Source organism: Pseudomonas paraeruginosa PA7 (assembly GCF_000017205.1).
Taxonomy (GTDB): Bacteria; Pseudomonadota; Gammaproteobacteria; order Pseudomonadales; family Pseudomonadaceae; genus Pseudomonas; species Pseudomonas paraeruginosa.
This window is the reverse complement of the sequence record NC_009656.1, coordinates 1,395,101-1,421,321: the sequence shown is the minus strand read 5'-3', so window position 1 is coordinate 1,421,321 and position 26,221 is coordinate 1,395,101. Positions and strand designations below refer to the sequence as shown.

The following is a 26,221-nucleotide window of genomic DNA, read 5'->3' as shown; positions in this document are numbered from 1 at the left end:
GCCTCCACGAGGCAAGGGGCTCTTCTAGCCCGAGGGACGAGCCGCGAAATCCGTGGAAGCGACCGTTGGCAGATTGCCCAGCGTACGCAGCAGGCAGACCCCCAGGGCGGCACCCGCCACCCCCGCCCCCAGCATCAGTCCTATCGCCCCCGACCAGTCGAAGCGGCTGACGATCAGGCCGATCAGCAGCGGGCCGACCACCTGTCCCAGGTAGTTGCCCTGCATCACCCAGCCGATGGCCAGTGGCGTCAGCGCGGGCGTGGGCGATGCCAGCGGGGCGCTGGCCAGGGTCGTGGTGGGAAGCATGCCGGCGACCGCCGAGAAGACGAAGCCCAGCCCGACCGCCAGCGATGCCGGGGTGGCGGCATGGAAGAAGGCCGCCCCGGTGACACCCATCAGGACGGCGGTCAGCGCCAGCAAGACTCCGGGACGGACCCCGCGGGACAGGACGACGCCCGCCGCGAGATTGCCGAGGGCGTTCGCCGCGACGATGGCCGCCCCGACGAGCCCGGCGGTTTCCAGGGGAACTCCCAGGCGCTGCATGAGGAACACCGGAAGGAAAGTCATCAGGGCGAAGAACTGCAGGTTGTAGACGCTGAAACTCAGCGCCAGCAGGCTGATGGCGGGATTTCGCAGCAGCACGCCCAGCCCGCCTCGCTGGCCGCCCGCCGTCCCGCCAGCCGCGGCGGGCACCGTGACGAACAGCAGCGCCGCGGCGAGCAGCACCGGCAACGCGCTCGCCAGCCAGTCCGCGCGCCAGTCGGCGAGCAGCGGCCCGACCAGCATCGAAAGGGCGATCCCGCCCGCCATGAAGGTGCTCCACAGGCCGAACACCAGGCTACGCCGCGACTCGGCGGTGATCCGGTGGAGCACGGCGGGAGCCGCCACCACCACGATGAGGAACCCCAGTCCCTCGACGAAACGGGTGCCGAGCAGCCAGGCGAAGTCTGTCATCGACGCGCCGAGCAGGCTGGCGCCCCCCAGGATCGCCAAACCGATGGCAAGCAGCCGGCGATCGCCCCAACGGCGCACGAGGATGCCGGCGGCGATGCCACCGAACACGCCGACGAAGGGAAAGGCAGACATGATCCAGCCGAGCGCGGCGAGATCGCCGCCGAAGTCCTGCTGCAGCGACGGCAGGGCGATGGACGCCTTGCCGACATGCAAAGCCGCGGCGATACCGGCGAAGATCAGATTGGCGACCGCCATGGCCTGGGTACGCGGACGTGCGGGAGTGGACGGGCTATCCATCGTCGTTGCCTCCGGGCAGGGAGTGACGCCCGGCACGATCGCCAGGCGCGTTGCCCGGATTCTGATAGCTCAACTTAACTTGAGGTAAAGCCCCTAGGAATCGAACGGTGCGTTCCCTGGAGCGAACCAGTGGCGGGCCCGCCAAGACGGATCAGTAGAAGTGCTCGGCGTACAGGTCCCAGGCATTGCGCCGGGCCATGCGGCGCAGGCGCTCGGTACAGCCCCGCCGACCGCCGGCGGGACGCGGAACGGCGCTGGTGGTGGCGTCGCCATCCTCCCGCGCCGGCTTGCTGTGTGGAGTGTTCAAGCGCATGCCGACCTCACCAGTTCATTCCCTTCGCCGCTTCGCTCAGCAGAGCCTTCGCCATGCCGCGGGCGGACGCGAGGTCCGGCGCCACGCTCACCGGCGGACCATAGACCGCCTGTAGCACCGGGGCCAGCTGTTGCAGGTCGGCGAGATTGTCCGGTTGGCCGTTGGCGCTGAGCAGGATGCCCCGGCAGTGCTCGACGAAACGCTGGCGGTTTTCCTTGAGCCACAGGACCAGGCGTTTGCGCGCGCGCTGATCGCCTTCCCCCTCCCCTGCGGGGAACGGTGGATAGACCAGGGCGAAGTCGCGCTCGACGGCAAGCACCGCCTCGACCTCCTCCAGCCAGCGCTCGACTGCCGGCAGGTCGCGCGGCATGTCGCGGACCTGGACCAGGGGGAAGGCATCGATATCCAACAGGCTTTGAATGGCGGCATTCATGGGGGCGGACTCCTGCGGTGGAAGCAAGGTTGGGGGCGAAAGGACTTGCCAAAACAGTACTGTACGATACAGTTCTGAAATGACCAGCGTCAACCATGACGAGAAACGTTCTCAGCAAATTGCCGGGAGACTTGAACGGGCGGTCCCTACGCCCCACCATGCGCACCTCCCGCACGCCACCCCGCGAGGCCCGATACCGCCCATGAACGAAGCTTCCCCCCGCCTGACCGAACGCGGCCGGCAACGCCGCCGCGCCATGCTCGACGCCGCCACCCAGGCGTTTCTCGAACACGGCTTCGAAGGCACCACGCTGGACATGGTGATAGAACGAGCCGGCGGCTCGCGGGGAACCCTGTACAGCTCGTTCGGCGGCAAGGAAGGACTGTTCGCCGCGGTGATCGCCCACATGATCGAGGAAATCTTCGACGACAGCGCCGACCAGCCCCGCCCCGCCGCCACGGTGCGCGCCACCCTCGAGCATTTCGGCCGGCGTTTCCTCACCAGCCTGCTCGACCCGCGCTGCCAGAGCCTGTATCGCCTGGTGGTGGCGGAGTCCCCGCGTTTTCCCGCGATCGGCAAGACTTTCTACGAACAGGGGCCGCAGCAGAGCTACCTGCTGTTGACCGGGCGCCTGGCCGCGGTGGCCGGCGAGGTGGCCGAGGAAACCCTGTATGCGGTGGCGTGCCAGTTTCTCGAGATGCTCAAGGCCGACCTGTTCCTCAAGGCCCTCAGCGTGGCCGACTTCCAGCCGACGATGGCGCTGCTGGAAACCCGCCTGGCGCTCTCGGTGGACATCATCGCCTGCTACCTGGAGCATGGGGCGCGCAGGCCCGTCGCGGGCTGAGCGAAGCGTCCGGCGGTCAGGCCGGTGGCGATGACGCCTGGGCCGGCAGCTCGGTGAGGTGGATCTCGGTGACCAGCGGCTCCTGGCGCGGCAGCGTGCGTTCGAGCAGGGGCGAGAAACGCGACAGGACACCGATCAGGTCCCACTGGGTTTCCAGGGCGGCGCCCAGTTCCGAGAGTTCGTTCAGGACCCGGTGGCCGACCCGCTGCAGGCGTGGTTCCTCGCTCTGGCTGAGTTCCACCGAAAGGTGCGCCAGCATGGTCGTCATGTTGTTCATGTTGCGCGTCGCCAGGACCAGTATGTTGGCCAGCAGGGCGACATCGCTGTCAGGCAGGGAAGCGTGGGAGGAACCGGCGGTAGCGTGCATGCGAGCATCCTTTCTCGAAGTGCGGTCCGGAGCGAACGTCGCGGGAGAATAACATCATATTGCCATTACGCAATATCACCCGCGAAACGCTCAGGTTGATTTCCTGATTCCAGGCAGACCGCCCAGGGCGACAAAGGTTTCCATCAGGTAGGCCGCCGGCGCCTCGCCGCGCCGACGGCCCGACGGCTCACTGCATTTCCAGGGATTTGCGCGGCGGCGTGCTGCGATGGGCGGCACGCAGGTATTGCGGCGGCCAGGGCATCTGCTCGTTGCGCAGTTCGTCGGCGGCATGCAGCGGCCAGTACGGGTCACGCAGCAGCTCGCGGGCCAGCAGGATCAGGTCGGCCTGGCCGGTGCGCAGGATGTGCTCGGCCTGCACCGGCTCGGTGATCATGCCCACCGTGCCGCTGGCGATGCCGGCTTCCTTCCTCACCCGCTCGGCGAACTCGGTCTGGTAGCCCGGTCCCACCGGGATTTCCGCGTTCGCCGCGGTGCCGCCGGAGGACACGTCGATCAGGTCCACGCCCAGCTCCTTCAGGCGCCGGGCCAGCTCCACGGTCTCATCGGGATTCCAGCCATCCTCCACCCAGTCGGTGGCCGAGAGCCGGACGAACAGCGGCAACGCCTCCGGCCAGGCCTTGCGCACCGCCGCGGCGACCTGCAGGAGCAGACGGATGCGGTTCTCGAAGCAGCCGCCGTACTGATCGCGGCGCTGGTTGGACAGCGGCGAGAGGAACTGGTGCAACAGGTAGCCGTGCGCCGCATGCACCTCGGCGACCTTGAAGCCAGCCGCCAGGGAACGCTCGGCGGCGCGCACGAAGGCCTGCACCAGCGCCTCGATCTGCGCCTCGCTCAAGGCCTCGGGGGTCGCGTGCTGGGGGTCGAACGGGATCGCCGAGGGCGCCACCGGTACCCAGCCGCCGTCAGCGATCGGCACGCTGCCGTGCTTGCCCAGCCAGGGCCGCCAGGTACTAGCCTTGCGCCCGGCATGGGCCAGCTGGACCCCGGCGACGGCGCCCTGGGACTCGATGAAGCGGGTGATGCGGTGCAACGGCTCGACATGCGCGTCGCTCCAGATCCCGAGGTCGTCGGCGGTGATGCGCCCCTCGGGCAGCACCGCGGTGGCCTCGACGATCACCAGGCCGGCACCACCCACGGCGCGGCTGCCCAGGTGCACCAGATGCCAGTCGTTGGCCAGGCCTTCCTGTGCCGAATACTGGCACATGGGAGAGACGGCGATACGGTTGGGCAGGGTGATCTGACGGAGGGTGAGAGGCTCGAACAGCAGGCTCATGGCAGGGCTCCCGGTCGGTCTTGGAATGGAGGCTCACTTCTGAACTCTAGACCGGGATCGCGCAGGTCAGCGCGCAAAGCGACATACAGCAGGCAGGAAAGCTCGGCGCGGGACGCCCGCCAGCACGCCGCGAGGCATGCCGACGGGCGGCGCGGGCGCTTAGAGCGCGCTCGGACAGGTCACGCCGACGGTGCTGAAGGCACGAGTGACGTCAGCCGCCGGGTAGTTGCGGTTCTGTGCCGAGCGGATCACCCCGCAGGCGCCGCTGTTGAAGGTGCTGGTCGCGGTCCAGTAGTAGCGGTTGGCGTCGACGAACACCTCGAAGGCCTTGCGGGTATCCCAGCCCGGCGAGTTGGCCAGCAGGTAGAAGGCGCGGTTGTACACGCCGCTGGAATGGTGCACGTCGATACCGTTGTAGTACTGCCCGGCGTTGTCGATGGAACGCCCGTCACGGCTGGGCTGGTCCATGTAGCGCAGCGCACCGCTGCCCTTCTTGATGTCGTAGCCGATCAGGAAGTCGTTCTTGCCGCGCATGTAGAATTCGGCCGCCTCGCCGGCCATGTCGGAGAACGCCTCGTTCATCCCGCCGGACTGGCCACGGTAGACCAGGCCGGAGTTCTGCTCGGTGAAGCCGTGGCTGACCTCGTGGGCCGCCACGTCCAGCGACACCAGCGGATAGAACATGGTGGCGCCGTCGCCGAACAGCATCGCCGTACCGTCCCAGTAAGCGTTCTCCACACTGCGCCCGTAGTGCACCTTCATGTACAGCTTGTGGGTCAGCGGGCTGGCGCCGAACCAGTCCTTGTACAGCTTGAACACCACACCGCCGAAGAAATGCGCGTCGTTCAGCGGCGAGTAGGCGCCATTGATCTGCTTGTAGGTATTGGTCGGGCAGGCGAAGCGGAACGGCGTGGACTTGCTGTCGTCGGTGCTGCTGTTCATGTCGACGGTGATGACGTTGCCATCGTCCATCTCGCAGCGGTCGTTGACGATCAGCGGACCGTAGTCGGTGCCGTAGTTGTACTTGCCGATCTTCTGGTTGCCGCCGGGTCCGCCGGCCTGGGCGTGGGCCAGGCCCTCCCACTGCTCGAGCACCTCGCCGGTCTTGGCGTCGATGACGAAGTGCGGGCGCGACAGCCCCTCGCCGGGGATCAGGTAGGAAACGTTGTAGACCAGTTGCGCGAGGTTGTTCTCGCCCAGGCGGATCACCAGTTCGACCTTCTCGTTCTCGGTCTTGCGGCCCTGGGCCTTGAGGCTCTTGGCCTGGGCCAGCACCTGCTCGGCGGAGACCGCCGGGGTGGTGTTGCCTGGCAGGTCGGCGGCGATGTTGGCGACGAAATGGCCGCTGCGCTGCGCCGCCACGCTCTTGCCTGGCGACTTGACTTCGGTGATGGCCTCGCCGACCACCCGCACGCCATTGTGGAACTGTTCGTAGCGGGTGACCCGCTTGCCGCTGGGCAGGATGGTGCTGCGTACAGCCTTCAGCTCATCCGCCCCGCCGGCGCCGACCGCGGCTTGCAAGGTGGCCGGCGCGGGCGCGCCCTGGGCAGTCTTGTCGGGGAGTTTGGACACGTCGATCAGGTCGGCGGCGAAAGCGGCCGGCGAAACACCCATGATCGCAACGAACAACAGGTCAAGCGTGGAAACCTTCTTCATCTTGTTCAGTTCTCCTGGTTTTTTCAGGCCGAAGTACTCGGCCGACGCTTACCGCCGCCTTGTGGGCTGATCGGAACAGCCGTATCAGTCCTTCGGGTGGAAGGAACTGCACTCCCCTGGCTCGGTCCCGTTCGACGGTGCTTTCGTGTACCAAAAAGAACCCGCGGCCAAACCTGCCAGAACTGGCAGGTGACCTTGATTTCGCCGCAAATCTGTATGTTTTCGCGGGAATAGCTAGCAGAAAAGCAAGCAGCAGCTAGGCTGGCCAGCTGCCGCCCCAGGCCTTCAGCGGGGCGCCAGGTGGACGACCATCAGCTGCACGCTTTCCTGGCCACGGAACTCGTTGACGTCGAGCCGATAGGCCAGCTCGGCCCAGCGCACGGTGGGATTCGGCCATTGCTCGCGGTCGACGTTGAAGGCGATGCCGTCCAGTTGCAGCGAGCCGCACTCGCTCTTCAGCGCCAGCTTCAGATGGCGCTCGCCGACGATGCGCTGCTGGACCAGCTGGAACACCCCGTGGAACATCGGCTCGGGAAAGTGCTGGCCCCAGGGTCCGGCCTGGCGCAACGCGCGGGCCAGTTCCAGGTGGAACTCCTGGATGCTCAGCTGGCCATCGGAGAGCAGGCGCCCGGCCAGGTCTTCCTCGGCCAGCTGGCGACGCACCTCGGCATCGAAGGCTGCGGAAAAGGCACCGAAGTTCTCCTGCGGCAACGACAGCCCGGCGGCCATGGCGTGGCCACCGAACTTGCTGATCAGCCCCGGATGGCGGGCCGCCACCGCGTCCAGCGCGTCACGGATATGGAAGCCGGGAATCGAGCGCGCGGAGCCCTTCAGGCTACCGTCGCCGGCATCGGCGAAGGCGATGGTCGGCCGGTGGTAACGCTCCTTCAGGCGTGAGGCGAGGATCCCGATCACGCCCTGGTGCCAGTCGGCGTCGAACAGGCACAGGCCGAAGGGTAGCTGTTCCAGGCTCAGGTCCTTGAGCTGCGCCAGCGCTTCGCGCTGCATGCCCTGCTCGATGGCCTTGCGGTCCTGGTTCAACTGGTCGAGCTGTACCGCCATGTCGCGGGCCAGCGCCTCGTCCTCGCAGAGCAGGCACTCGATGCCGAGGGACATGTCGTCGAGACGCCCCGCCGCGTTCAGCCGCGGGCCGAGGATGAAGCCCAGGTCGGTGGAGGTGATCCGCGCCGGCGGCCGTCCGGCGACCTCCAGCAGCGCGCGCAGCCCGGGCCGGGCACGGCCGGCGCGGATCCGCGCGAGGCCCTGGTGGACCAGGATGCGGTTGTTGGCGTCCAGCGGCACCACGTCGGCGACGCTGCCCAGCGCCACCAGGTCGAGCAGCTCGGCCAGGTTCGGCTCCTTCAGGCCACGCCGATCGAACCAGCCCAGTTCGCGCAGGCGCGCGCGCAACGCCAGCATCACGTAGAAGATCACCCCGACCCCCGCCATCGCCTTGCTGGGAAACTCGCAGCCCGGCTGGTTGGGGTTGATGATCGCATCCGCCGCCGGCAGTTCCGGGCCGGGCAGGTGGTGATCGGTGACCAGCACCTTGAGGCCGGCAGCCTTCGCCGCCTGCACGCCGTCGACGCTGGAGATGCCGTTGTCGACCGTCACCAGCAGGTCGGGACGCTTCTCCAGGGCCACCCCGACGATCTCCGGGGTCAGGCCATAGCCATACTCGAAACGATTCGGCACCAGGTAGTCGACCCAGCTCGCGCCGAGCATGCGCAGGGCCAGCACGCCGACGCTGCTGGCAGTGGCGCCGTCGGCGTCGAAGTCGCCGACGATGAGAATCCGCTGGCCGCCCTCCAGGGCCTCCACCAGCAGCGCCACGCCCTCCTCGATGCCTTTCAGCCGCTGGTAGGGAATCAGCCGCGCCAGGCCCTTGTCCAGCTCCTCGGCGCAACGCACGCCACGCGCCGCGTACAGGCGCGCCAGCAACGGCGGCAGGTCGCCGAGATCGGGCAGGGTTTCGGGGAGGGGACGGGGTTCGATGCGCATCAGATCACTCGTTCGATTCGACGGAAGGAAGCGGCGGCGCTCAACGCTCGCCCTGCAGCCACTCCAGCTGCAGTTCGTGCTGGCCGTTCTCGTCGGTGACGAAGATCGTGCCCTCGCTGATCATCACGGTCCAGTTGATCGAGCGTGGCAGGTCGCGGGAGAGGTTCTCCAGGGCTTCCTGGGGCACTGCCGCGACGTTGATGTTCTTCAGGCTGCGTACGTTGTCCAGCACCTTGGTCTGCCAGACCCGCAGGTTGCCGTAGGCGAGCAGGCTGAAACGCTCGCAGCGGCGCGAGCACCAGGTGATGCGCTCGGCGTCCGGCTGGCCGACCTCGATCCAGTGCAGGACCCGGCCGTCCAGGCTCTTTTCCCAGAGCGCCGGCTCGTCCACGTCCGACAGGCCGCGTCCGAAGGCGATCTGCTCGCCATACCACAGCACATAGGCCAGCAGGCGTACCGCCAGGCGCTCCTCGGTCTCGGAGGGGTGGCGGGCGACGGTCAGGCGCAACGTCTCGTAGACCCCGCGGTCCAGGTCGGTCAGGGAGATATCGGCTTTGTAGGGCGTGGATTGCAGGGCCATGGGAATACCGGCGTGGGAAGCGAAAGGGCGCAAGTCTAACCCGAAACCCGGCGGCGTGCGGCCCGCCGGCCGACCGCCTGCCCGGCCTTTTTCCCATCCTTGCCGATCAACGCGGCGCGTAGCGCCCCCAGAGTTCCTCGAACTCGCGCCGATAGGCGCCGATCAGCACGGCGTCGTCGGTCACCAGCAGGTTCTCCTCGTTGTTGACGCTGGCGCTGCGGGTCCAGTTGAAGCTGCCGTTGAGCAGCCAGGCGCCGTCCACCAGAGCGAACTTGTGGTGCATGTGGAAGGGACTGTCGTCGATCCGCACCGGTACGCCGGCCTCGCGCAGCGCATGGATATCGCTGCCCTCGTCGAACCGCTTGTCGTCGTCGCTGACGATCCGCACCGGCACGCCGCGCTGGTGGCAGGCGAGGATCTCCGCGCTGAGCTGGTCGTCGGAAATGGTGAACACGCAGATATCCAGGCTTTGCCGGGCCTGGCGGCACAGCTCGCGGATCTTCCGCCGACACTGCTCGCCGGGGCTGAAGTGGGCGCTGGCGCGGCTGCGCGGCGCCGCCGCGGTGACCTCCAGGGTGCGCACCACCTGCTCCAGCCATTTCAGGGCGGCCATGCGCTCGTCCCGCTCCTCGACGAGAACCAACTCGCGCACCAGGTCGAAGGCGCGGTTACGCAGGAAACGCACCTGGTCGGGCGCCAGCTCGCTGCCCAACTGGCGCAGTTCGTCACGTTCCTCATTGCTCAGCTTCAGGTCCGCCAGGCTGTCACGCAGTTGGCGGTCCAATCCGTCGAAGTCCATTTCCGCTCCTCGCATCTCAGGGTTGACCGTTCTCCAGCGGTCGCTGCTCGCCGCCCAGCAGCCGGCCCAGTTCGTCGAGGCGGCTGGATATTTCGTTGATACGGCTATGGGTGCGCAGGTCGACGTCGATCTTGCGGTCCATCACCTTGATCAGCGGCAGGAAGCTGTCCTGCAAGCATTCGGCGAGACTCTCCAGCACCTGCTGGACGCCCGGCTGCGCCGGTGCCGTGACCTCGACGTTCAACGCCGGCGCACCCTGGCCGAGCTGGCGCAGCCCCGCCAGCAACTCGTCCCAGGGCGCCGGTTGTACCGGCTGGGGTTCACGGGCCAGGCCGCGCACGCTCTCCACCAGGTCGTTGAGCTGCGCCACCAGGCGTCCGCCGACATCGGCGTCGCTGCCGCCCATGGCCTTGTTGCGCAGGAAGTCGCGCTTGATCTGCGCCCAGCGCTCGGCCTGCGCGGGGGTCTGGTTGCCGCGCAACTCGGCGAGCTTCAGCAGGTTTTCCTCGGCGCCGGTGGTCAGCAGTTGCGACTCGCCCTGGTAGTGGTCGGCGATCAGTTGCAGCAGCTCGGCGTCGTTCATCACCGCGGAGATCTTCTCCGCCATCTTGTTCATGTTGCGGTAGCTGCCCTGCAGCTTGAACGGCGGCTCGCTGCGGTACTGGTCGGCCTGGGCGGCGCTGGCGATGTACTGCTGGTTGACCTTGAGCACCACGTCGCGCACCTGCATCAGGCGTTGCAGGGTGCTGCTGATCTCGTTGATCTCGGCACCGCTGTAGCCATGGGCCAGCTCGTTGCTGGAGAACGGCTTGCCCTCGGCCTTGGCGACGAAGCGATAGACGTCGGCCATGTCGCGGGTGGCCAGCGGCGCGAGAACCGGGTTGGAGGTCAGGGCGTTCTCGATGTAGCTGAGGGAGAACGCCTCCTGCATGCCGCTGAGGGTGTCGCCGAGATTGTAGATGTCGGCGCGGTTGGCGAGCATGTCGGGAATACGGAAGACCTCGCCGGACTCGGTGTAGGGATTGCCCGCCATCACCACGCAGAATTTCCGCCCGCGCATGTCGTAGGTCCTGGTCCGTCCCTTCCATACCCCTTCCACCCGGCGCGTGCCGTCGCAGAGGGAAATGAATTTCTGCAGGAACTCCGGATGGGTGTGCTGGATGTCATCGACGTAGAGCATCACGTTGTTGCCCATTTCCAGCGCCAGGTTGAGCTTCTCCAGCTCCTGCCGCGAAGTCGCGTCCGGCGCCTGGCCGGGATCCAGCGAGCGCACCTCGTGGCCCAGCGCCGGGCCGTTGATCTTCATGAAGATCAGACCCAGGCGGTGCGCCACGTACTCCATCAGCGTGGTCTTGCCGTAGCCGGGCGGCGAGATCAGCATCAGCAGGCCCATCAGGTCGGTGCGCTTGTTTTCGCCTACCGTGCCCATCTGCTTGGCCAGGTTGTCGCCGATGACACCCAGGTAGACGTCGTTGATCAGCTTGTTGCGAACGAACGAGGACAGCGGACGCGGCTTGAACTCGGCCAGGCGCAGCGCCTCGCGCTCGCGTTCGACGATTTCCTGGCGCAGCGCCTGGTAGCGCCGCAGCCCCGGCAGGAACTGCTGGCGATGGCGGCGCAGGCGGCCGAAGAAATCGTCCACCGCCAGCGCCAGGCCGCGTTCGACGATGCGCGGATGCTCGCCCATCAGGCCGTCGACCTGGAAGCGCAGGTCGACCTCGGTGATCCGTCGTGGCATCTCCTCGTCCAGCAACGAGAGCGCCACCGCCTCGTCCAGGTAGGCCGCCAATGGCTGGAACTCGGCGTCTCCGCAGAGCCCGCGCAGCCAGTTGCCGGCCAGTTCCCACTGGGCCGCGGGCCGCTCGCCGAGGCGCTCCAGGGTCTGCTGGTAGTCGTCCCACAGACGCGCGCCTTGCAGGCGCAGCTTGAGTCCTTCCTGCAGTTGCCGGGCATATTTGCTGAAGGTGAACTCGGGACGCTCGGCGGACAACTCCCAGACCAGGTACTCGGCCGCCTCGTCGATATGCTGCGGGTCCAGCGCGATGGGTTGTTCGGCGAGCAGCGCGCGCATCGCCGCGGCCACTTCGCCGCGAAGGGCGAGCAGGCCGTCGTCGCGGCCGAACATCTGCTGGATGCTGCGGCTGCCGCGTGCCCGCTCGGGCCAGCCGGCGATTTCCCGTCCCTCGCGCTGGCGGCTCCAGAACAGGCTGGCGAAGGCCCGCGCCGAGGGCGCGTAACGCAGCAGTCCGGCGCTCTCGCGCAACGGCAGCAGGCGCACCAGGATCGCCGCCGCATCATGGTCGTGAATGCCTTTCTCGTAGCCCTCCTTGTAGCGCGGCGCGGCGAAATCGCGGATCGCCCGCGCCAGCTCGTCCGGCTGCGCCAGCAGCGCCTGCAGGCGCTCCAGGCTGAAGCCATCACGTCCCGCGTCGGCGGCGGCGAGCACTTCGCCGGCGAGATATTCGGCGCGGTACAGCGTCTCCGACTCGGACTCCAGGTTGACCTGCCAGAACCCGCGCAGCTCGTCGAGCCGGGCGTCCTGAAGCGGTTCGAGGAAGTCGGTGCCGGTCAGGTGCAGGTACAGCGCGTCGCCGCGCGGCATCAGGGTCAGGTCGAGGTCCTGGGTATTCACACTGAAGCGATGGCGCGGACCGAGGCGGATGACGTCGCCGCCCTCCTCGAACAGTTCGCTCTTGTCGCGCAGGGCGCGCACCGCCTGGTCGCGCGCGGCCTTCAGGCGTGCCTCGACGTCGTCGGCCTTGACGCTGTCCTTCAATTCGCGAAGGCGTTCGGCCAGTTCGCGCAGCTTGAGGATCAGCGGGTCGGCGGCGAAGAACGCATTCAGCTCGTCCGCCTCGGTGAAGCGCGCGGTACGTCGTTGCAGGCTGTCGAGGATTCGCCGGGCGGCGTCGAGCAGGCCCTGGGCCTTGCGCTGGCGCTCGTCGAGCAGGGTCTGCTTGTGCGCCTCGAAGGTTTCCAGCAGTTCCTCGCGCTTGGCCAGGATGTCGCCGAGGAACTGCTCGTGGTCGCCGAACTGGCTTTCCAGTTCCTCCAGTTGCACCAGCAGGCGCGACAGTTGCTCGTCGCAGCGCTCGGGGTCCTGGGCCTGGGCCAGGGCGTTGGTGATGCCCTGGCCGAAGAGTTTGAACCGGGCGCCGAACTGGGCCACGGTCTCGCTCGAACCGAGCCCCTTGCGCCGCTGCTCGGCGCGCGCCTTGGCCTGGTTCAGGCGGGCGTAGATCTCCGAGATCGACTCGATGATCCGGGTCCGCTGGGTAGCGTCGTCGATGCGCAGCGAAGCCATCAGCGAGGACAGCATGTCGAGGTCGCCGGCCATCGCCTCCAGCGCCGCCAGCGGCTCGCCGAGCTGGGCCACGGTCTCGGCCTTCTGCGCCTCGCCGTCGAGGGCCTGCAGGCGCTCCAGCAGCGGCTGCAGGGCCTGTTCGCTGGCGAGGAAGGTCGCGGTGGCAGCGGCCACCCGCTCGTGGGCCGCAAGCAGCTCGGCCTCCATGGCGTCGAGCCGCGCCACGTCGATGTAGCGGTACTCGCGGATGGTCAGCAGCAAGCCGCGCTGGGCGGTGATGCCGTTGAGTCCGTCGACGAACTGCTGCACCCGGTCCCAGCCGTCCGGCAGCAGTCCGGACAACAAGGCCTTGTGCCGCTCCTCCGCGTCGACCATCGCCTGGGCCGACTGGCGGCGGATGCTTTCGACCTTCTCGTATTCGTCGAGCACCAGTTCGGCGGTCGCCGCCACTTCGCGCAACAGCGGCGCCAATCCGTCCAGCTGGTCGCTGCCGAGCCAGTGGTAGACGTCGAACAGGCGCCGGGTGTTCTGGCACAGCAGCGAGTAACGCTGGAGCGAAACCGCCGGGGTCTCGATCTCCCGACACAGGTCGTAGAGGTCGGAGACGCCGCGCACCAGCTCGGCGTTGCCGATCCGCCCGAGGAAGCCGCTGCGCGCCGGTTGGCGGGCCGCGTACTCCTCGCTGCAGAACGGCGTCTGCCAGACCTGCATCGGATGGATGCGAGTCGGCTCCTCGCCTTCGGCGGCGAAGATCACCATGCGCCCGTCTTCCAGGCGCGCGTAGCCGTGGCCGAAGAGAGGGTTCTGCAACTGGCGGTTGATCAGGTTGTAGGTGAGCAGCACGTTCCGCCCCTGCTCGGGGTGGTAGAAGATGTACTGCACGTCCTCGCCATTGGGCGAACGCACCGAGCGCTTGAAGCGCATGCCCTCCATGGACTGCTCGAAGGTACGGTACTCGCCGTTCTGCAGGTAGTAGCCGCCGGGGAAGATGATCCCGTGGTCCTCCGGCAACTGGATGCAGGCCAGGCCGATGGCGTCGATGCGCTCGACCTTGCCGGTCAGGCTGTTGAACACCAGGTAGCGCCACTGCTCTTCGCGATAGGGCAGGACCTTGAGCAGCAGCAGGCTGCCGAGGCGGGCGAACTCGACCTGCGCGTCATCCAGCGACTGGGTCTTGTCCATCACCTCTTCGCGATAGATGCCCAGGCCGACCTCGGTGTTGTTCTCGACCTTGATGGTCAGGTCGCCGCCGATGGTCTCGACGAACAGGGTGTCGAGGATATTCAGGTGCGGGAAGCGCCCCTCCACCACCATCTCGCGGGTCGCCCGCTGCCATTCGAAGTCGAACGGTGCCGGCAGGGCGATGTCGCGCTCGCCGCGGTTGTCGATGTAGCGGACTTCGCTGCCGTCGCTGGAGATCGACCAGCGGAACACGCGGATGTCGGTGATCCGCTCGCCGATCTGGAAGCTCGCCAGCAGCTTGCCGTCGCGGATCGCCAATTGCAGCAGGCGGGTGTTCTTGTAATAGGTGTAGAGCTCGTTGAAATCGTTGACGAAGCCCGGCGCGGCGAGAAAGCTGCCCTCCAGCGGCACCGGCTCGGCCTCGTAGCCCTCGCTGCCCTCCACCAGGCGATAGAGGGAGAACACGTCGGCCACGCCGGTTTCCTTGCGCAGGCCGATGAACACGTTGTAGCCGAACAGCAGGCAGTCGCCGACCTGGACGATGTCGCGGGCGATGCAGTTGTTCTCGGTACGGATGCGGACCCGGCCGATCACGTCCATCTGGCTGTCGCCGAACTCCTCCAGGCGACTGGCGTTCAGCCGTTCGGCGGTCTGCCGCAGGCGCTGCCCCTGCTCCAGCAGGCGCTTGTGCAGCACCTCGTAGGCGCCGCCCTCGGCGACGGCCTTGTCCAATATGTCCTGTGCGGGGGTTGCGGCTTGAGTGTCCGACATCCTGGTCTTCCTGGGTCTGCGGCGGTCATCGAGGGAACACGGCCCGGGCGCCCGGTGCCGGGCGCAGCCGGCGGGCGACGCCCGCGCCGGCGCCGTTCAGGGCATGGGCAAAGCGCCTCCGCCGCATAGGGCGGAGGCTGGGCGGCAATTCAGACTTCCGCCGCCGGCTCGCTTTCGTGGCCGCTCTTGCGCTCCGGAACGGAGACCGAGGGCGCGCCGCGACCGTTGAGCAGGCGGGCGAGAACGTCCTGCACCACCGGACTCTTGCCGACCACGCCCTCGATGGCCTTGCCCACCGACAGCGACTTGGCGAAGGAATTGAAGAAGTCGCCCTCGCCGCCGACGATCTCGATGTTCGCCTTGCCCAGCGCGGTGGCGAGCACCTCGGCCTGTTCCTTGGCGATGTCCTTGTTCGCGGCAATGGCCGCCATGGCTTCCTCGAAGCTCTTCTCCAGCTGCATGCGGAACTCTTCGTGCTGGCGGGCGCTGTCGCTGAGAGCATCCAGTGCGCCGAACTTCTTCGCCAGGCCCTCGGCCTCGGCATTCAGGCGCTGCAGCAGGATCTCCGCTTCCGCGCTGCCCTGGTCCTTGGTCGCCTTGGCCTTGGCCGCGCCGAGTTGTTCCTCGCCACGCGCCTGGGCGCCGAGCTTCTCGGCCAGCACCTTGGCTTCAGCCAGGCCGTCCTTCTCCTTGGCCGCCGCCTGCGCCTCGAGCACCCGGGCGTCGGCCAGGCCGCGCTCCTCGTCGCCGCGGGCTTCGGCGACCAGCTGTTCGGCGCGTACCCGCGCCGCCGCCAGGCCGTCCTTTTCCTTCGCCGCGGCGGTGACTTCCAGCACCCGCGCATCGGCCAGCCCCGGCGCCGCGCGCTCGGCCTCGATCCCCTCGGCCAGGCGCTTCTTCGCCTCGGCCTGCTTCGACGCGGCCTCCAGCTCGGCCTGGGCCATGGTGTTGATTTCCACCGCCTTGTGCTTGGAGCGGGCCTCGTCGGCTTCCGCCTGCTTGACCTGGCGCACCAGTTCCTGCTCGGCTTCCGCCTGGGCTTGCAGCAGGATCACCTGCTTGACCCGCTCGGCCTCGGAAACCTCACGAACTTCCTTGATCCGCTCCTCTTCCTGGGCCACGGTCTTCTCTACCGCGACGCGTTCGCGAATCACATTGGCGATGTTCTTGCGCTGCTCTTCCAGCGCCTTTTCCTTCTCGATCTTCTGCAGCTCGACCTCACGCTCGCGGGCGACGATCTCCAGGTCCTTGGCGCGGGTGACCTTCTCCACCTCGATGACCACCGCGCGCTGACGGTTCTGCTGCGCCACCTCGACCTCGCGCTGGTGATTCTCGGTGCGCACGTCGATTTCCTGCTGCGCCTGGATCCGCGCCTGTTCGGCCTTCAGCCGCTCCTCTTCCTTGACCCGCGCGGTTTCCGCTTCCTCGCGGGCGCGGATGGTCTCGATCTCGCGCTTCTGCCGGGCCTCGGCGTCCGCCTGCTGGCGCTCCAGGGCCAGGGCCGCCTCGCGGGTCTCGACGTTCTTCTTCTTGATCGCCAGCTCTTCGTTGCGCTCCAGTTCGTTGGTGATGACGTTCTGGGTGGCGGTCAGCTCGGTGATCTTGCGGATACCCTCGGCATCGAGGATGTTGCTCGGGTCCAGCGAGTTCTTCGCGGTCTGCTCCAGGTAGTCGATGGCGACGTCTTCCAGGACATAGCCGTTCAGGTCGTTGCCGATCACCTCGATGATGCGGTCGCGGAAGTCCTGGCGATTCTCGAACAGCTGGACGAAGTCGAATTGCTTGCCGACGGTCTTCAGCGCCTCGGAGAACTTGGCGTTGAACAGCTCGTTCACCGCCGAACGGTCGGAAGCACGGTCGACGCCGATGGCCTTGGCCACCTTGAGCACGTCGTCCTGGGTCTCGTTGACCCGCAGGTAGAAGGCCACGGTGATGTCCGCGCGCATGTTGTCGCGGCAGATCAGTCCGTCCTTGCCGCGCCGGTCCACCTCCAGGGTGATCAGCGAGATGCGCATGAACTCCTTGAGGTGGATCACCGGATAGACCAGCGCACCGGTGAAATGCACCTTGGGCGTCGACGACATGTCGTTGACGATCAGCGCGGTGCCTTGCGGGACCTTGATGTAGAAGGCCTTGAACAGGGCCAGCAGGCCCATGACCAGCAGAACGACCAGGCCTACTCCCAGCAGGAGGGGCATCAGCGACGTCATATCCATAGCAGCAGTTCTCCTTGTTTCTCACCGAGCCCGGGTCAGATACCGCGGAACTCTTCCTCGGTAACGACCCGGTAGGCGTGCTCCGCCTCCAGGTACTCCAGCAGCACGACGCGATCGCCGCGCTTGAAGCCTTTGTTCTCTTCCGCACGGACTTTCAGGATCAGCCCGGCGCCACCGTCTTCCAGCAACGCCTCGCCATGTTGCAGGGTCACCCGCCCGCTGCGCACCACCGCGACCTGCCCCAGAACCGTCTTGCTGCTGGTGCTTTCCAGCTTGCGGAACAGCGGCCGCAACGGCCGGCACAGCGTGGCGGCCAGCGGCGCCGCCAGGAACAGCGCGCCCACCGCCACCACGGCACCCAACGGGTAGCGCAGCCAGCCGAGCGGCAATGCGCTGAGCAGCCACAGCTGGACGAAGTAGCAGAGGAACCAGGCGAAGAAGGACAGCAGGGTCAGCACCAGGGTGACCGGTACGCCGTTGAGTTTCAGCTTCGCCAGCAGCGCGGCGAGGCCTTCGGCCTGGCCGGCGCCATCGACGACCGATTCGGCGTCGAGATCGAGCACGTCGATCTCGACCATGCCCAGGGCGACGATGCCCCAGTAGATGATCGCGAGGATCAGAAGAAAGCTGAACAGCACGGTCGGGAACGACAGCGCCGTCTGCAGGAAACCTTCCATTGTCGCTCTATCCCTGAAAAACAGGCCCGGACGCCTTCGCCGGGCCGACGGCCGATCAGGCCTTGCCCTTTTCCTTCAGGCGCGCCAGCACGCCATCCACGCTGTTGCCCGAAGCCTTGATCCCGGCCGCGCGCAGCTTGGCGTCCAGCGCATCGTCCGGCGCCGCCGCGCTGGCCAGCTCGGCAGCGGCGTCCATGGTCGCGGCGCGCTCGGCCTGGCGCTGCTTGATGCGTTCCAGGGAGTCCACCGCGGTCTGCAGCTTGCTCTTCGAGTTGCCGTAGCGCTGGGCCACGGCCATCTGTGCCTTCTGCACGCTTTCGGTGGCCTTGACCGTATCCACCTGCTGCTTGAGCTGGCGGATGTTGCCCTCGGCCTGGGTCACCGCCTTGCGCAACTGCGCCACGCTGGCGGCGAATTCGGCGACCTGGGCGCGCTCCCCTTCGAGCTGGCTCTCCAGGGTGGCGATCTTCTCCGCCACTTCGCGGGCCAGTTCCTCGTTGCCGGCCTCGAGTGCCTTGAGCGCGTACTGCTCGTATTCGGCGACCTGGGCCGCAGCCTTCTCGACCCGCTCCTGGGCCAGGCGGTGGCGGGCCATGATCGAGGCCAACGCCTCCCGCGACTTGCGCAGCTCGACATCGGCGTCGCGGATTTCCTGGTCGAGGATGCGCAGCGCCTGGCTGTCGACGATCGCCTCGCCGACTTCGTTGGCTCCGCCGCGCAGTGCGCTCAGCAGCTTGCTCCATACCGTCATGATGGTGTCCTCCCTCAGGCCCGGGCTTTCAGGTAGCCGGCGTAGACTTCCGTGGCGCGGATCACGTTGCCGGCCAGGGTTTCGATCTCGTGCAGCACGCTGGCCAGCGACGAAGTCGTGCTCAACGCGCCGAACATGCTGTAGCAGCGCTCCTCGCCCGGCAGGTTGAGCAGGCCGATGCTCGACAGCGGGAACAGTTGCCGGCTGAGCAGGACCTCTTCATTGAAGGCGGCCGCATCGGTAACGTCGCTTTCCGGCCAGAGCAGCGCCTCGACGATGATCTGCTCGCCCTGCGGGGCGACGAACACCGGCAGGTCGCCGTATTCGCGCATGATCACGTAGAGGCTCGCCTCCGCCCCCTCGATCAGCTCGATCTGGGCCTCGCCGCTGCTGAACAGCTCGGTGCCGCTCAGGGCCTCGGCCAGCGAGCGAGCGTTCCATACCCGGGCTTCCGTCATGTCTTTCTCCTTCTCCAAATGAGCCGCTCCGGCAGCGGGGCGACGCAGCATCCGCTCGATGCCGGCGAGCGCCACGGCGTTCTCCGGCAAGATCCAGACTTCCTTCTTCACCAGGCCCTGCTCGCGCAGGCGCTGGCGAAAGACACGCTGATAATGGGCTGACGATTTCCGTTCCATGGATTCACACTACGAAATTACATGTAAGACTTCAATAGCTCACATGTAAGAAATTCGAACACGCGCACGACCACGCCCCGGACCTGCCGGAGCGTCGGAGAACTGAAGGGGAAAGGGGGAACGGAACGACATGGGGGCCTCCCTGGCTCACTGTTGGCGCGCTACATCCTGTATCGACGCCTGCATTAAACCCTCTATGCAAAAAGAATTGAAGGACCGCCGAGCGCATGAAGGAAAAATGGGAAACGTCTCACCTTCACCGGGACGCCTGCCCAGCCCTTCGGGAAATGCTCTAGGCTATGCGCACACAGCAGCCCGACGGACACTCCATGGAACATTCGCGCAAACCGCTGGCCGGCCTGAAGGTGGTCGAGCTCGGCACCCTGATCGCCGGTCCCTTCGCCTCGCGAATCTGCGCCGAGTTCGGCGCCGAGGTGATCAAGATCGAATCGCCCGATGGCGGCGACCCGCTGCGCAAATGGCGCAAGCTCTACGAAGGCACCTCGCTGTGGTGGTTCGTCCAGGCACGCAACAAGCAGTCGCTGACCCTCAATCTCAAGCACGCCGAAGGTCTGGCGATCCTCAAGCGCCTGCTCGGCGAGGCCGACATCCTGATCGAGAACTTCCGCCCCGGCGTGCTGGAGAAACTCGGCCTGGGCTGGGACGTCCTCCACGCGCTGAACCCGCGCCTGGTGATGGTGCGCCTGTCGGGCTTCGGCCAGACCGGGCCCTACAAGGACCAGCCAGGCTTCGGCGCGGTCGGTGAGTCGATGGGCGGGCTGCGCTACATCACCGGCTTCGAGGATCGCCCGCCAGTGCGCACCGGAATCTCCATCGGCGACTCGATCGCCGCCCTCTGGGGCGTCATCGGCGCGCTGATGGCCCTGCGCCACCGGGAGGTCAACGGCGGTCAGGGACAGGTGGTCGACGTCGCGCTCTACGAGGCGATCTTCGCCATGATGGAAAGCATGGTCCCGGAGTTCGACGTGTTCGGCTTCATCCGCGAGCGCACCGGCAACATCATGCCCGGCATCACGCCCTCCTCCATCCATACCAGCGCCGACGGCCGCCATGTGCAGATCGGCGCCAACGGCGACGCGATCTTCCGCCGCTTCATGCAGGCCATCGGCCGCGACGACCTGGCCGAAGATCCGCAACTGGCGAGCAACGATGGCCGCGACGCGCGCCGCGACGAACTCTACGGGGTGATCGATCGCTGGGTCGCCTCGCTGCCACTGGACGAGGTACTGGCGGTGCTGGCGCGGGCCGAAGTGCCGGCCAGCCGAATCTACTCCGCCGAAGACATGTTCAGCGATCCGCAATTCCTCGCTCGCGAGATGTTCCTCTCGGCACGCTTGCCGGATGGCAAGCCGTTCCGCATGCCTGGCATCGTACCCAAGCTGTCTGCCACGCCAGGCTCGGCGGATTGGGTAGGGCCGGAACTGGGCGAGCATACCGATGCCCTGCTCGCCGGCCTGGGCTACGACACCGAGCGCATCGCCGCCCTGCGCCGGGAAGGCGCTATCTGAACGATACGCGAGCCCCTACCGGTGCCCAGCGGCAGGCGCCTCTCCCCCACCTGTCCATCCAGGGAGAGGGGGGGGTATCCGCACATTTCCACGGCCATGGCGCCATCCGGAAAGAGCCGCTGCACCGGCGCGCTCCTGCGGCCTGACGGCCCGAAGCGAAACGCGCCTCTCGAACGAGACGGCGCTAGCGCGACGAATACAGCAACACGTGATCCCGCTCGCGGAAGGTTGCCAGCACGTCTTCCTCCATCCGCCCGACCAGCACCTGCAATTCGCGGCGAATGGTCTGCACGGCATCCTCGAGATAGCTTTCGTCGTTCAACTGCACCTTGGCGATGACCCGCTGCAACAGGGTTTCTCCCTGTGGGTCGACCAATGTCACCACCCGCCCGCCATCGGGCCGGGGCTGGCTGAGGGTGAAGGGATGGGGAGCGAAGGCATCGGCCAGTCGTTGCTTCAGGCTGTCCAAGTCGGGTCTCCTGTTTCGACGATAAGACTCGTCAAAGACCGAAAAAACGCGAATTGGGTTCGTCCAACCAGGAATTTACCGGACTAACGGCAGAATTCGGCAAAAGGCCATGAACCAGCACATAAGGGAAATGCCGGCGAAAAGCGCCAACCATCCCGCCTGCGCGCAACGCCCTCACCCACCTGAAATGGCAATATCGGGCTCGCCCGCCAGGTAGTGACAACGAGCCTTCCCGCCAGCGCATCGAGCAGCGAGGATCTCATGTCTGCCATCGCTCCCTGCGTGGCGCCTGGCGCGCCTTCCTCCTCGCGGCGGCATACGCCCGCCGCCCTTAGAGAAGGCATGAAAAAGCCCGCCATCAAGGCGGGCTCCTTCCTTTCACGACAGACTCAGAGCGGCTTGCCGCGATTGCCGTGCTGGCTGACGAAAGCCTGTACCTTGGCCAACTCGTTCGGCAATACGGTGCAGCGCTCCTCGCGCTCGAACAGATCGGCGAGGTGCGCCGGCAGCGCCGGCGCCTGGCCGATACCGGCCTTCTCCACCGCCTCGGGGAACTTGACCGGGTGCGCGGTGCCCAGGATCACCATCGGCACGCCCAGGCTGCGCCGGCATTCGCGGGCGGCGCGCACGCCGATGGCGGTGTGCGGGTCGAGCAGCTCGCCACAGGAGCGGTAAACCTCGGCGATGGTCTCGCAGGTCTGCTCGTCGCTGACCGCCAGGGAATCGAACAGCTTGCGCGCCTCGGTCCAGCGCTCGTCCTCCACCGACAGCCTGCCGCTGGCCTTGAAGGCGTCCAGCAGCTCGGCGACGGCCTTGCCGTTGCGGCCGTGCAGGTCGAACAGCAGGCGTTCGAAGTTGGAGGAGACCATGATGTCCATCGACGGCGACAGCGACGGGTGCAGGGTGTCCTTGTCGTAGCGGTTGCCGCTCATGAAGCGGTGCAGGATGTCGTTGCGGTTGGTCGCGACGATCAGTTGGCTGACCGGCAGACCCATGTTGCGCGCCAGGTAGCCGGCGAAGATGTCGCCGAAGTTGCCGGTCGGCACCGAGAACGCCACCGAGCGGTGCGGCGCGCCGAGCTGCAGCGCGGCGTGGAAGTAGTAGACGATCTGGGCCATGATCCGCGCCCAGTTGATCGAGTTCACCGCCACCAGGCGGGTACCCTTGAGGAAGCCCTGGTCGGCGAAGCTGGCCTTGACCATCTCCTGGCAGTCGTCGAAGTTGCCTTCGATGGCGATGTTGTGGATGTTGTCGCCGAGGATGGTGGTCATCTGCCGGCGCTGCACCTCGGACACGCGGTTGTACGGGTGCATGATGAAGATGTCGACGTTGTCGCAGCGACGGCAGCCTTCGATGGCCGCGGAGCCGGTATCGCCGGAAGTGGCGCCCATGATCACCACGCGCTCGCCGCGCTTGGCCAGCACATGGTCGAGCAGGCGGCCGAGCAGTTGCAGGGCGAAGTCCTTGAACGCCAGGGTCGGGCCATGGAACAGCTCGAGCACCCACTCGTTGCCGTTCAGCTGGCGCAGCGGCGCCACCGCGTCATGGGCGAAGACGCCGTAGGTTTCCTCGAGGATCTTCTTGAAATCGGCGTCGGCGATGCTGCCGGCGACGAACGGGCGCATCACCCGGAAGGCCAGCTCGTGGTACGGCAGGCCGGCCCAGGAAGCGATCTCCTCGAGGGTGAAGCGCGGCAGGTTTTCCGGGACGTAGAGACCGCCGTCGCTGGCCAGGCCGGCGAGGAGGACGTCTTCGAAGTTCAGGGCGGGCGCTTGGCCGCGGGTACTGATGTAACGCATGTTCAAAACCTTCGCTGTGGTCGCGGGACCGCGAACGGCGCCCGCGCTCGATCAATTCAGTTGTTCGACACGGATGCGCACCACCGGCCCGGACACGCCTTCCAGCGCTTCCAGGGCGGCGATGGCATCGTTGATGCGTTGTTCGATGACCCGGTGGGTAACCAGGATCATCGGCACCAGGCCGTCCTGTTCCTCGGCCTCCTTCTGCATGATCGATTCGATGTTGATGCCGCGCTCGGACAGGATGGTGGCCACCTGGGCCAGTACGCCCGGATGGTCCTTGGCCTGGATGCGCAGGTAGTAGGCGCTTTCGCAGGCCTCGATCGGCAGGATCGGGTGATCGGATAGCGCGTCCGGCTGGAATGCCAGGTGCGGCACGCGGTTCTCCGGATCGGAAGTCATGGCGCGGACCACGTCGACCAGGTCGGCGACCACCGACGAGGCAGTCGGCTCCATGCCGGCGCCGGCGCCGTAATAGAGGGTGGAACCGACGGCGTCGCCGTTGACCATCACCGCGTTCATCACGCCGTTGACGTTGGCGATCAGGCGGTCCGAGGGAATCAGGGTCGGGTGCACGCGCAGCTCGAAGCCGCTCTCGGTGCGGCGCGCCACGCCCAGGTGCTTGATCCGGTAGCCGAGGGCGTCGGCGTAGTTGACGTCGGCGCTGGTCAGCTTCGAGATGCCTTCGGTGTAGGCCTTGTCGAACTGCAGCGGGATGCCGAAGGCGATCGAGGCGAGGATGGTCAGCTTGTGCGCGGCGTCGATGCCTTCCACGTCGAAGGTCGGGTCGGCCTCGGCGTAGCCCAGGGCCTGGGCCTCGGCGAGGACGTCGGCGAAGGTCCGGCCCTTCTCGCGCATCTCGCTGAGGATGAAGTTGCCGGTGCCATTGATGATTCCGGCCAGCCAGTTGATACGGTTGGCCGAGAGGCCCTCGCGGATCGCCTTGATCACCGGGATGCCGCCGGCGACCGCGGCCTCGAAGGCGACGATCACGCCCTTCTCGCGGGCCTTGGCGAAGATCTCGTTGCCATGCACGGCGATCAGCGCCTTGTTCGCGGTGACCACGTGCTTGCCGTTCTCGATGGCCTTGAGCACCAGCTCATGGGCCAGGGTGTAGCCGCCGATCAGCTCGACGACCACATCGATCTCGGGATTGCAGGCCACCTCGAAGATATCGGCGGTGATGGGGGTCGCGCCGGTGTCGCACTTCGGGTTCGGCCGGCGGGCGGCGATCTGCGCAACCTCAATGCCGCGCCCGGCACGGCGGGCAATCTCCTCGGCGTTGCGTTTGAGCACATTGAAGGTACCGCCACCGACGGTCCCCAACCCACAGATGCCTACTTTGACCGGATTCACGCTGGAACTCCCCATCTCACCTACGACGGCCGGACGCGCCGGCCTGCTATGGTTCCCCGATCGAATCGAGGTTTGACGCGACCACTGTAAGGGCCACGAAGCATCCTGGCGATGGATTCCGCCGCCGAGGGCGGCCGGGATCGCCAATGATGAAAACAAAAGAGCCGCACATTACGAAGCGGCTCTTTATTAGTCAATTGTTCGGCAGGCCCGGCGCTACTTGGCCTCCAGCGCCAGCTTGGCCAACTGCTTGGCCGGCTGGTAGCCGGGGAGCAACTGGCCGTTGGCCAGGACGATCGCCGGCGTACCCTGCACCCCGACCATCTGGCCCATCTGGAACTGCTTGTCCACCGGGTTCTTGCACTCGGAAGACTTGACCTCCTTGCCGTTCATCATGGCGTCCATCGCCTTGGTCGGCTCCTTCGCACACCAGACCGCCTGCAATTGCTTGTCGCCGGCCGATTGCGGGCCCTGCCGCGGGAACGCCATGTAGCGCACCTCGATGCCCTGTTCGGTCAGGTCCGGCACTTCGGCGTGCAGCTTCTGGCAGTACGGGCAGGTGGTGTCGGTGAACACGGTGATGTGCGCCTTGGCCTGGCCCTTGGCCGGATAGACCACCATCTCGCTGGCGGGCACGCCGTTGATCGCCTTGGCGATCGCCTGGCTCTCGGCCTTCTCGGTCAGGTTGACCGGCTTGCCGTCCTTCACCTGGTACAGGTAGCCCTGCATGACGAACTGGCCGTCGGCGCTGGCATAGAGCACCCGGCCGCCCTCCAGCTGCACCTGGTAGAGCCCCGGCAGCGGACTGCTGGCGATGGAATCGATGGGCAGATCCGGCTGCAGGGCCTGCAGGGTCTTGCGGATGTTCTGATCGGCATTGTCTGCCAGGGCCAGGGTACTGATCAGGCCGAGGGCGGCAGCAGCCAGAAAACGGGTCACGCGCATGTGTCACTCCTGTCGTGCGGTCGGCGAAGCCTACCATAGACCGCCGGCCCGACGGGTCCGACGCTTGTCGCAGAACGCTACGAAAGCGCCTCTTTTCGGATAGGTCCGGACTTTTCGGACAAAGCGTCAGCCGCGCGGATGATGGCGGGCGTGCAGGTCCTGCAAGCGGGCCCGGGCGATATGGGTGTAGATCTGGGTGGTCGACAGGTCGCTGTGGCCGAGCAGCATCTGCACCACCCGCAGGTCGGCGCCATGGTTGAGCAGGTGGGTGGCGAAGGCATGGCGCAGGGTGTGCGGCGAGATCGACTTGCCGATCGCCGCCACCTGCGCATGGCGCTTGATGCGATGCCAGAAGGTCTGGCGGGTCATCTGCTCGCCACGCAGGCTGGGGAACAGCACATCGCTGGGGCGTCCGCCGAGCAGGTCGGCGCGCGCCTCGCGCAGGTAGCGTTCGAGCCAGCCGATGGCTTCCTCGCCGAGCGGCACCAGGCGCTCCTTGCTGCCCTTGCCGAAGACCTTGACCACGCCCTGGCGCAGGTTGACCTGCTCGAGGGTCAGGCCGACCAGTTCGCTGACCCGCAGCCCGCAGGCATACAGCACCTCGAGCATGGTGCGGTCGCGCAGGCCGAGCGGATCGTCGACTTCCGGCGCGGCCAGCAGGGCTTCGACGTCCGCTTCCGACAGTGACTTGGGCAGCGGTTTGCCCAACTGCGGCAGGTCCACCTGCAAGGTGGGATCCTCGGCGATCAGGCCGTCGCGCAGGCAATAGCGGTAGAAACCGCGCAGGCCGGAAAGGAAGCGCGCCGTCGAGCGGGCCTTGTAGCCCTGCTCCAGGCGCCAGGCCAGATGGTCGAGGATGGCGTCGCGGCCCACCCCTTCCAGGCGCAGACCGTGGCCGTCGAGCCAGGCATTGAACTGCTCGAGGTCGTTGCGATAAGCCTCGCGGGTGTTGTCGGCGAGGCCTTTTTCCAGCCACAGGGCGTCGAGGAAACGGTCGATCAGGGGATGTTCGAGGGTACTCATGGATGAAGGCTGCGAACCAAATGAAA

21 protein-coding genes are annotated in these 26,221 nt (G+C 66.8%); 2 read left to right on the top strand and 19 right to left on the bottom strand.

Annotated features, from left to right (window positions below):
- Positions 1-24: 24 nt before the first annotated feature.
- From PSPA7_RS06690 to PSPA7_RS06680, 3 genes are all read right to left on the bottom strand, one after another.
- On the bottom strand, positions 25-1,251 hold the full coding sequence (locus tag PSPA7_RS06690) for an MFS transporter (protein ID WP_012074631.1): 1,227 nt from the start codon (positions 1,249-1,251) through the stop codon (positions 25-27).
- A 151-nt stretch (positions 1,252-1,402) separates the two neighbouring features.
- Entirely contained in the window at positions 1,403-1,564 is a 162-nt protein-coding gene (locus PSPA7_RS32375; RefSeq protein ID WP_012074630.1) for a hypothetical protein, read from the bottom strand.
- Positions 1,565-1,571: 7 nt separating this feature from the next.
- A complete protein-coding gene (locus PSPA7_RS06680; RefSeq protein ID WP_003157922.1) occupies positions 1,572-1,997 on the bottom strand; it encodes a hypothetical protein in 426 nt (141 codons plus the stop codon).
- Positions 1,998-2,199: 202 nt separating this feature from the next.
- Here PSPA7_RS06680 and PSPA7_RS06675 point away from each other — a divergent pair, with 202 nt between their 5' ends.
- Positions 2,200-2,841: a TetR/AcrR family transcriptional regulator gene (locus tag PSPA7_RS06675; protein ID WP_012074629.1), complete on the top strand. Its 642-nt coding sequence runs from the start codon at positions 2,200-2,202 to the stop codon at positions 2,839-2,841.
- A gap of 16 nt (positions 2,842-2,857) precedes the next feature.
- Here the strand turns inward: PSPA7_RS06675 and PSPA7_RS06670 are convergent, their stop codons facing one another.
- The 11 genes from PSPA7_RS06670 to bacA form a co-directional block, all read right to left on the bottom strand.
- Positions 2,858-3,208: a hypothetical protein gene (locus tag PSPA7_RS06670; RefSeq protein ID WP_012074628.1), complete on the bottom strand. Its 351-nt coding sequence runs from the start codon at positions 3,206-3,208 to the stop codon at positions 2,858-2,860.
- 187 nt (positions 3,209-3,395) lie between these two features.
- Positions 3,396-4,502, bottom strand: a complete 1,107-nt coding sequence (locus PSPA7_RS06665; RefSeq protein ID WP_012074627.1) for an NADH:flavin oxidoreductase/NADH oxidase — start codon at positions 4,500-4,502, stop codon at positions 3,396-3,398.
- A 159-nt stretch (positions 4,503-4,661) separates the two neighbouring features.
- Positions 4,662-6,158, bottom strand: coding sequence for a M4 family elastase LasB (lasB, locus tag PSPA7_RS06660; RefSeq protein ID WP_012074626.1), 1,497 nt, complete (start codon positions 6,156-6,158; stop codon positions 4,662-4,664).
- A 285-nt stretch (positions 6,159-6,443) separates the two neighbouring features.
- Positions 6,444-8,159, bottom strand: a complete 1,716-nt coding sequence (gene recJ / locus PSPA7_RS06655) for a single-stranded-DNA-specific exonuclease RecJ (RefSeq protein WP_012074624.1) — start codon at positions 8,157-8,159, stop codon at positions 6,444-6,446.
- A gap of 40 nt (positions 8,160-8,199) precedes the next feature.
- Positions 8,200-8,739, bottom strand: a complete 540-nt coding sequence (locus PSPA7_RS06650) for a YaeQ family protein (RefSeq protein ID WP_012074623.1) — start codon at positions 8,737-8,739, stop codon at positions 8,200-8,202.
- Positions 8,740-8,845: 106 nt separating this feature from the next.
- Positions 8,846-9,538: a phospholipase D-like domain-containing protein gene (locus PSPA7_RS06645; RefSeq protein ID WP_012074622.1), complete on the bottom strand. Its 693-nt coding sequence runs from the start codon at positions 9,536-9,538 to the stop codon at positions 8,846-8,848.
- A gap of 16 nt (positions 9,539-9,554) precedes the next feature.
- Positions 9,555-14,795: a DNA repair ATPase gene (locus tag PSPA7_RS06640; protein WP_041025298.1), complete on the bottom strand. Its 5,241-nt coding sequence runs from the start codon at positions 14,793-14,795 to the stop codon at positions 9,555-9,557.
- 149 nt (positions 14,796-14,944) lie between these two features.
- A complete protein-coding gene (locus PSPA7_RS06635) occupies positions 14,945-17,011 on the bottom strand; it encodes a flotillin family protein (RefSeq protein WP_012074619.1) in 2,067 nt (688 codons plus the stop codon).
- 35 nt (positions 17,012-17,046) lie between these two features.
- Positions 17,047-17,688 carry a hypothetical protein gene (locus PSPA7_RS06630; protein ID WP_003149990.1) on the bottom strand — a complete coding sequence of 214 codons (642 nt, stop codon included), beginning with the start codon at positions 17,686-17,688 and terminating at the stop codon, positions 17,047-17,049.
- A gap of 55 nt (positions 17,689-17,743) precedes the next feature.
- Positions 17,744-18,439, bottom strand: coding sequence for a PspA/IM30 family protein (locus tag PSPA7_RS06625; RefSeq protein WP_012074618.1), 696 nt, complete (start codon positions 18,437-18,439; stop codon positions 17,744-17,746).
- Positions 18,440-18,453: 14 nt separating this feature from the next.
- Positions 18,454-19,074: a biofilm formation regulator BacA gene (gene bacA / locus PSPA7_RS06620; RefSeq protein WP_012074617.1), complete on the bottom strand. Its 621-nt coding sequence runs from the start codon at positions 19,072-19,074 to the stop codon at positions 18,454-18,456.
- A gap of 299 nt (positions 19,075-19,373) precedes the next feature.
- Here bacA and PSPA7_RS06615 point away from each other — a divergent pair, with 299 nt between their 5' ends.
- Complete coding sequence (locus tag PSPA7_RS06615; protein ID WP_074197352.1) at positions 19,374-20,603, top strand: CaiB/BaiF CoA transferase family protein; 1,230 nt, start codon at positions 19,374-19,376, stop codon at positions 20,601-20,603.
- A 184-nt stretch (positions 20,604-20,787) separates the two neighbouring features.
- Here the strand turns inward: PSPA7_RS06615 and PSPA7_RS06610 are convergent, their stop codons facing one another.
- The 5 genes from PSPA7_RS06610 to xerD form a co-directional block, all read right to left on the bottom strand.
- Positions 20,788-21,072, bottom strand: a complete 285-nt coding sequence (locus PSPA7_RS06610) for a DUF3509 domain-containing protein (protein ID WP_003092618.1) — start codon at positions 21,070-21,072, stop codon at positions 20,788-20,790.
- Between the two features lie 389 nt (positions 21,073-21,461).
- Positions 21,462-22,871: a threonine synthase gene (gene thrC / locus PSPA7_RS06605; protein ID WP_003153970.1), complete on the bottom strand. Its 1,410-nt coding sequence runs from the start codon at positions 22,869-22,871 to the stop codon at positions 21,462-21,464.
- A 51-nt stretch (positions 22,872-22,922) separates the two neighbouring features.
- The gene (locus PSPA7_RS06600; protein ID WP_003153969.1) at positions 22,923-24,227 is read right to left on the bottom strand and encodes a homoserine dehydrogenase; all 1,305 of its coding nucleotides are present in this window, start codon (positions 24,225-24,227) and stop codon (positions 22,923-22,925) included.
- A 216-nt stretch (positions 24,228-24,443) separates the two neighbouring features.
- Positions 24,444-25,172: a bifunctional protein-disulfide isomerase/oxidoreductase DsbC gene (gene dsbC / locus PSPA7_RS06595; RefSeq protein ID WP_012074615.1), complete on the bottom strand. Its 729-nt coding sequence runs from the start codon at positions 25,170-25,172 to the stop codon at positions 24,444-24,446.
- A 126-nt stretch (positions 25,173-25,298) separates the two neighbouring features.
- Positions 25,299-26,195: a site-specific tyrosine recombinase XerD gene (gene xerD, locus PSPA7_RS06590; protein ID WP_012074614.1), complete on the bottom strand. Its 897-nt coding sequence runs from the start codon at positions 26,193-26,195 to the stop codon at positions 25,299-25,301.
- Positions 26,196-26,221: the final 26 nt, after the last annotated feature.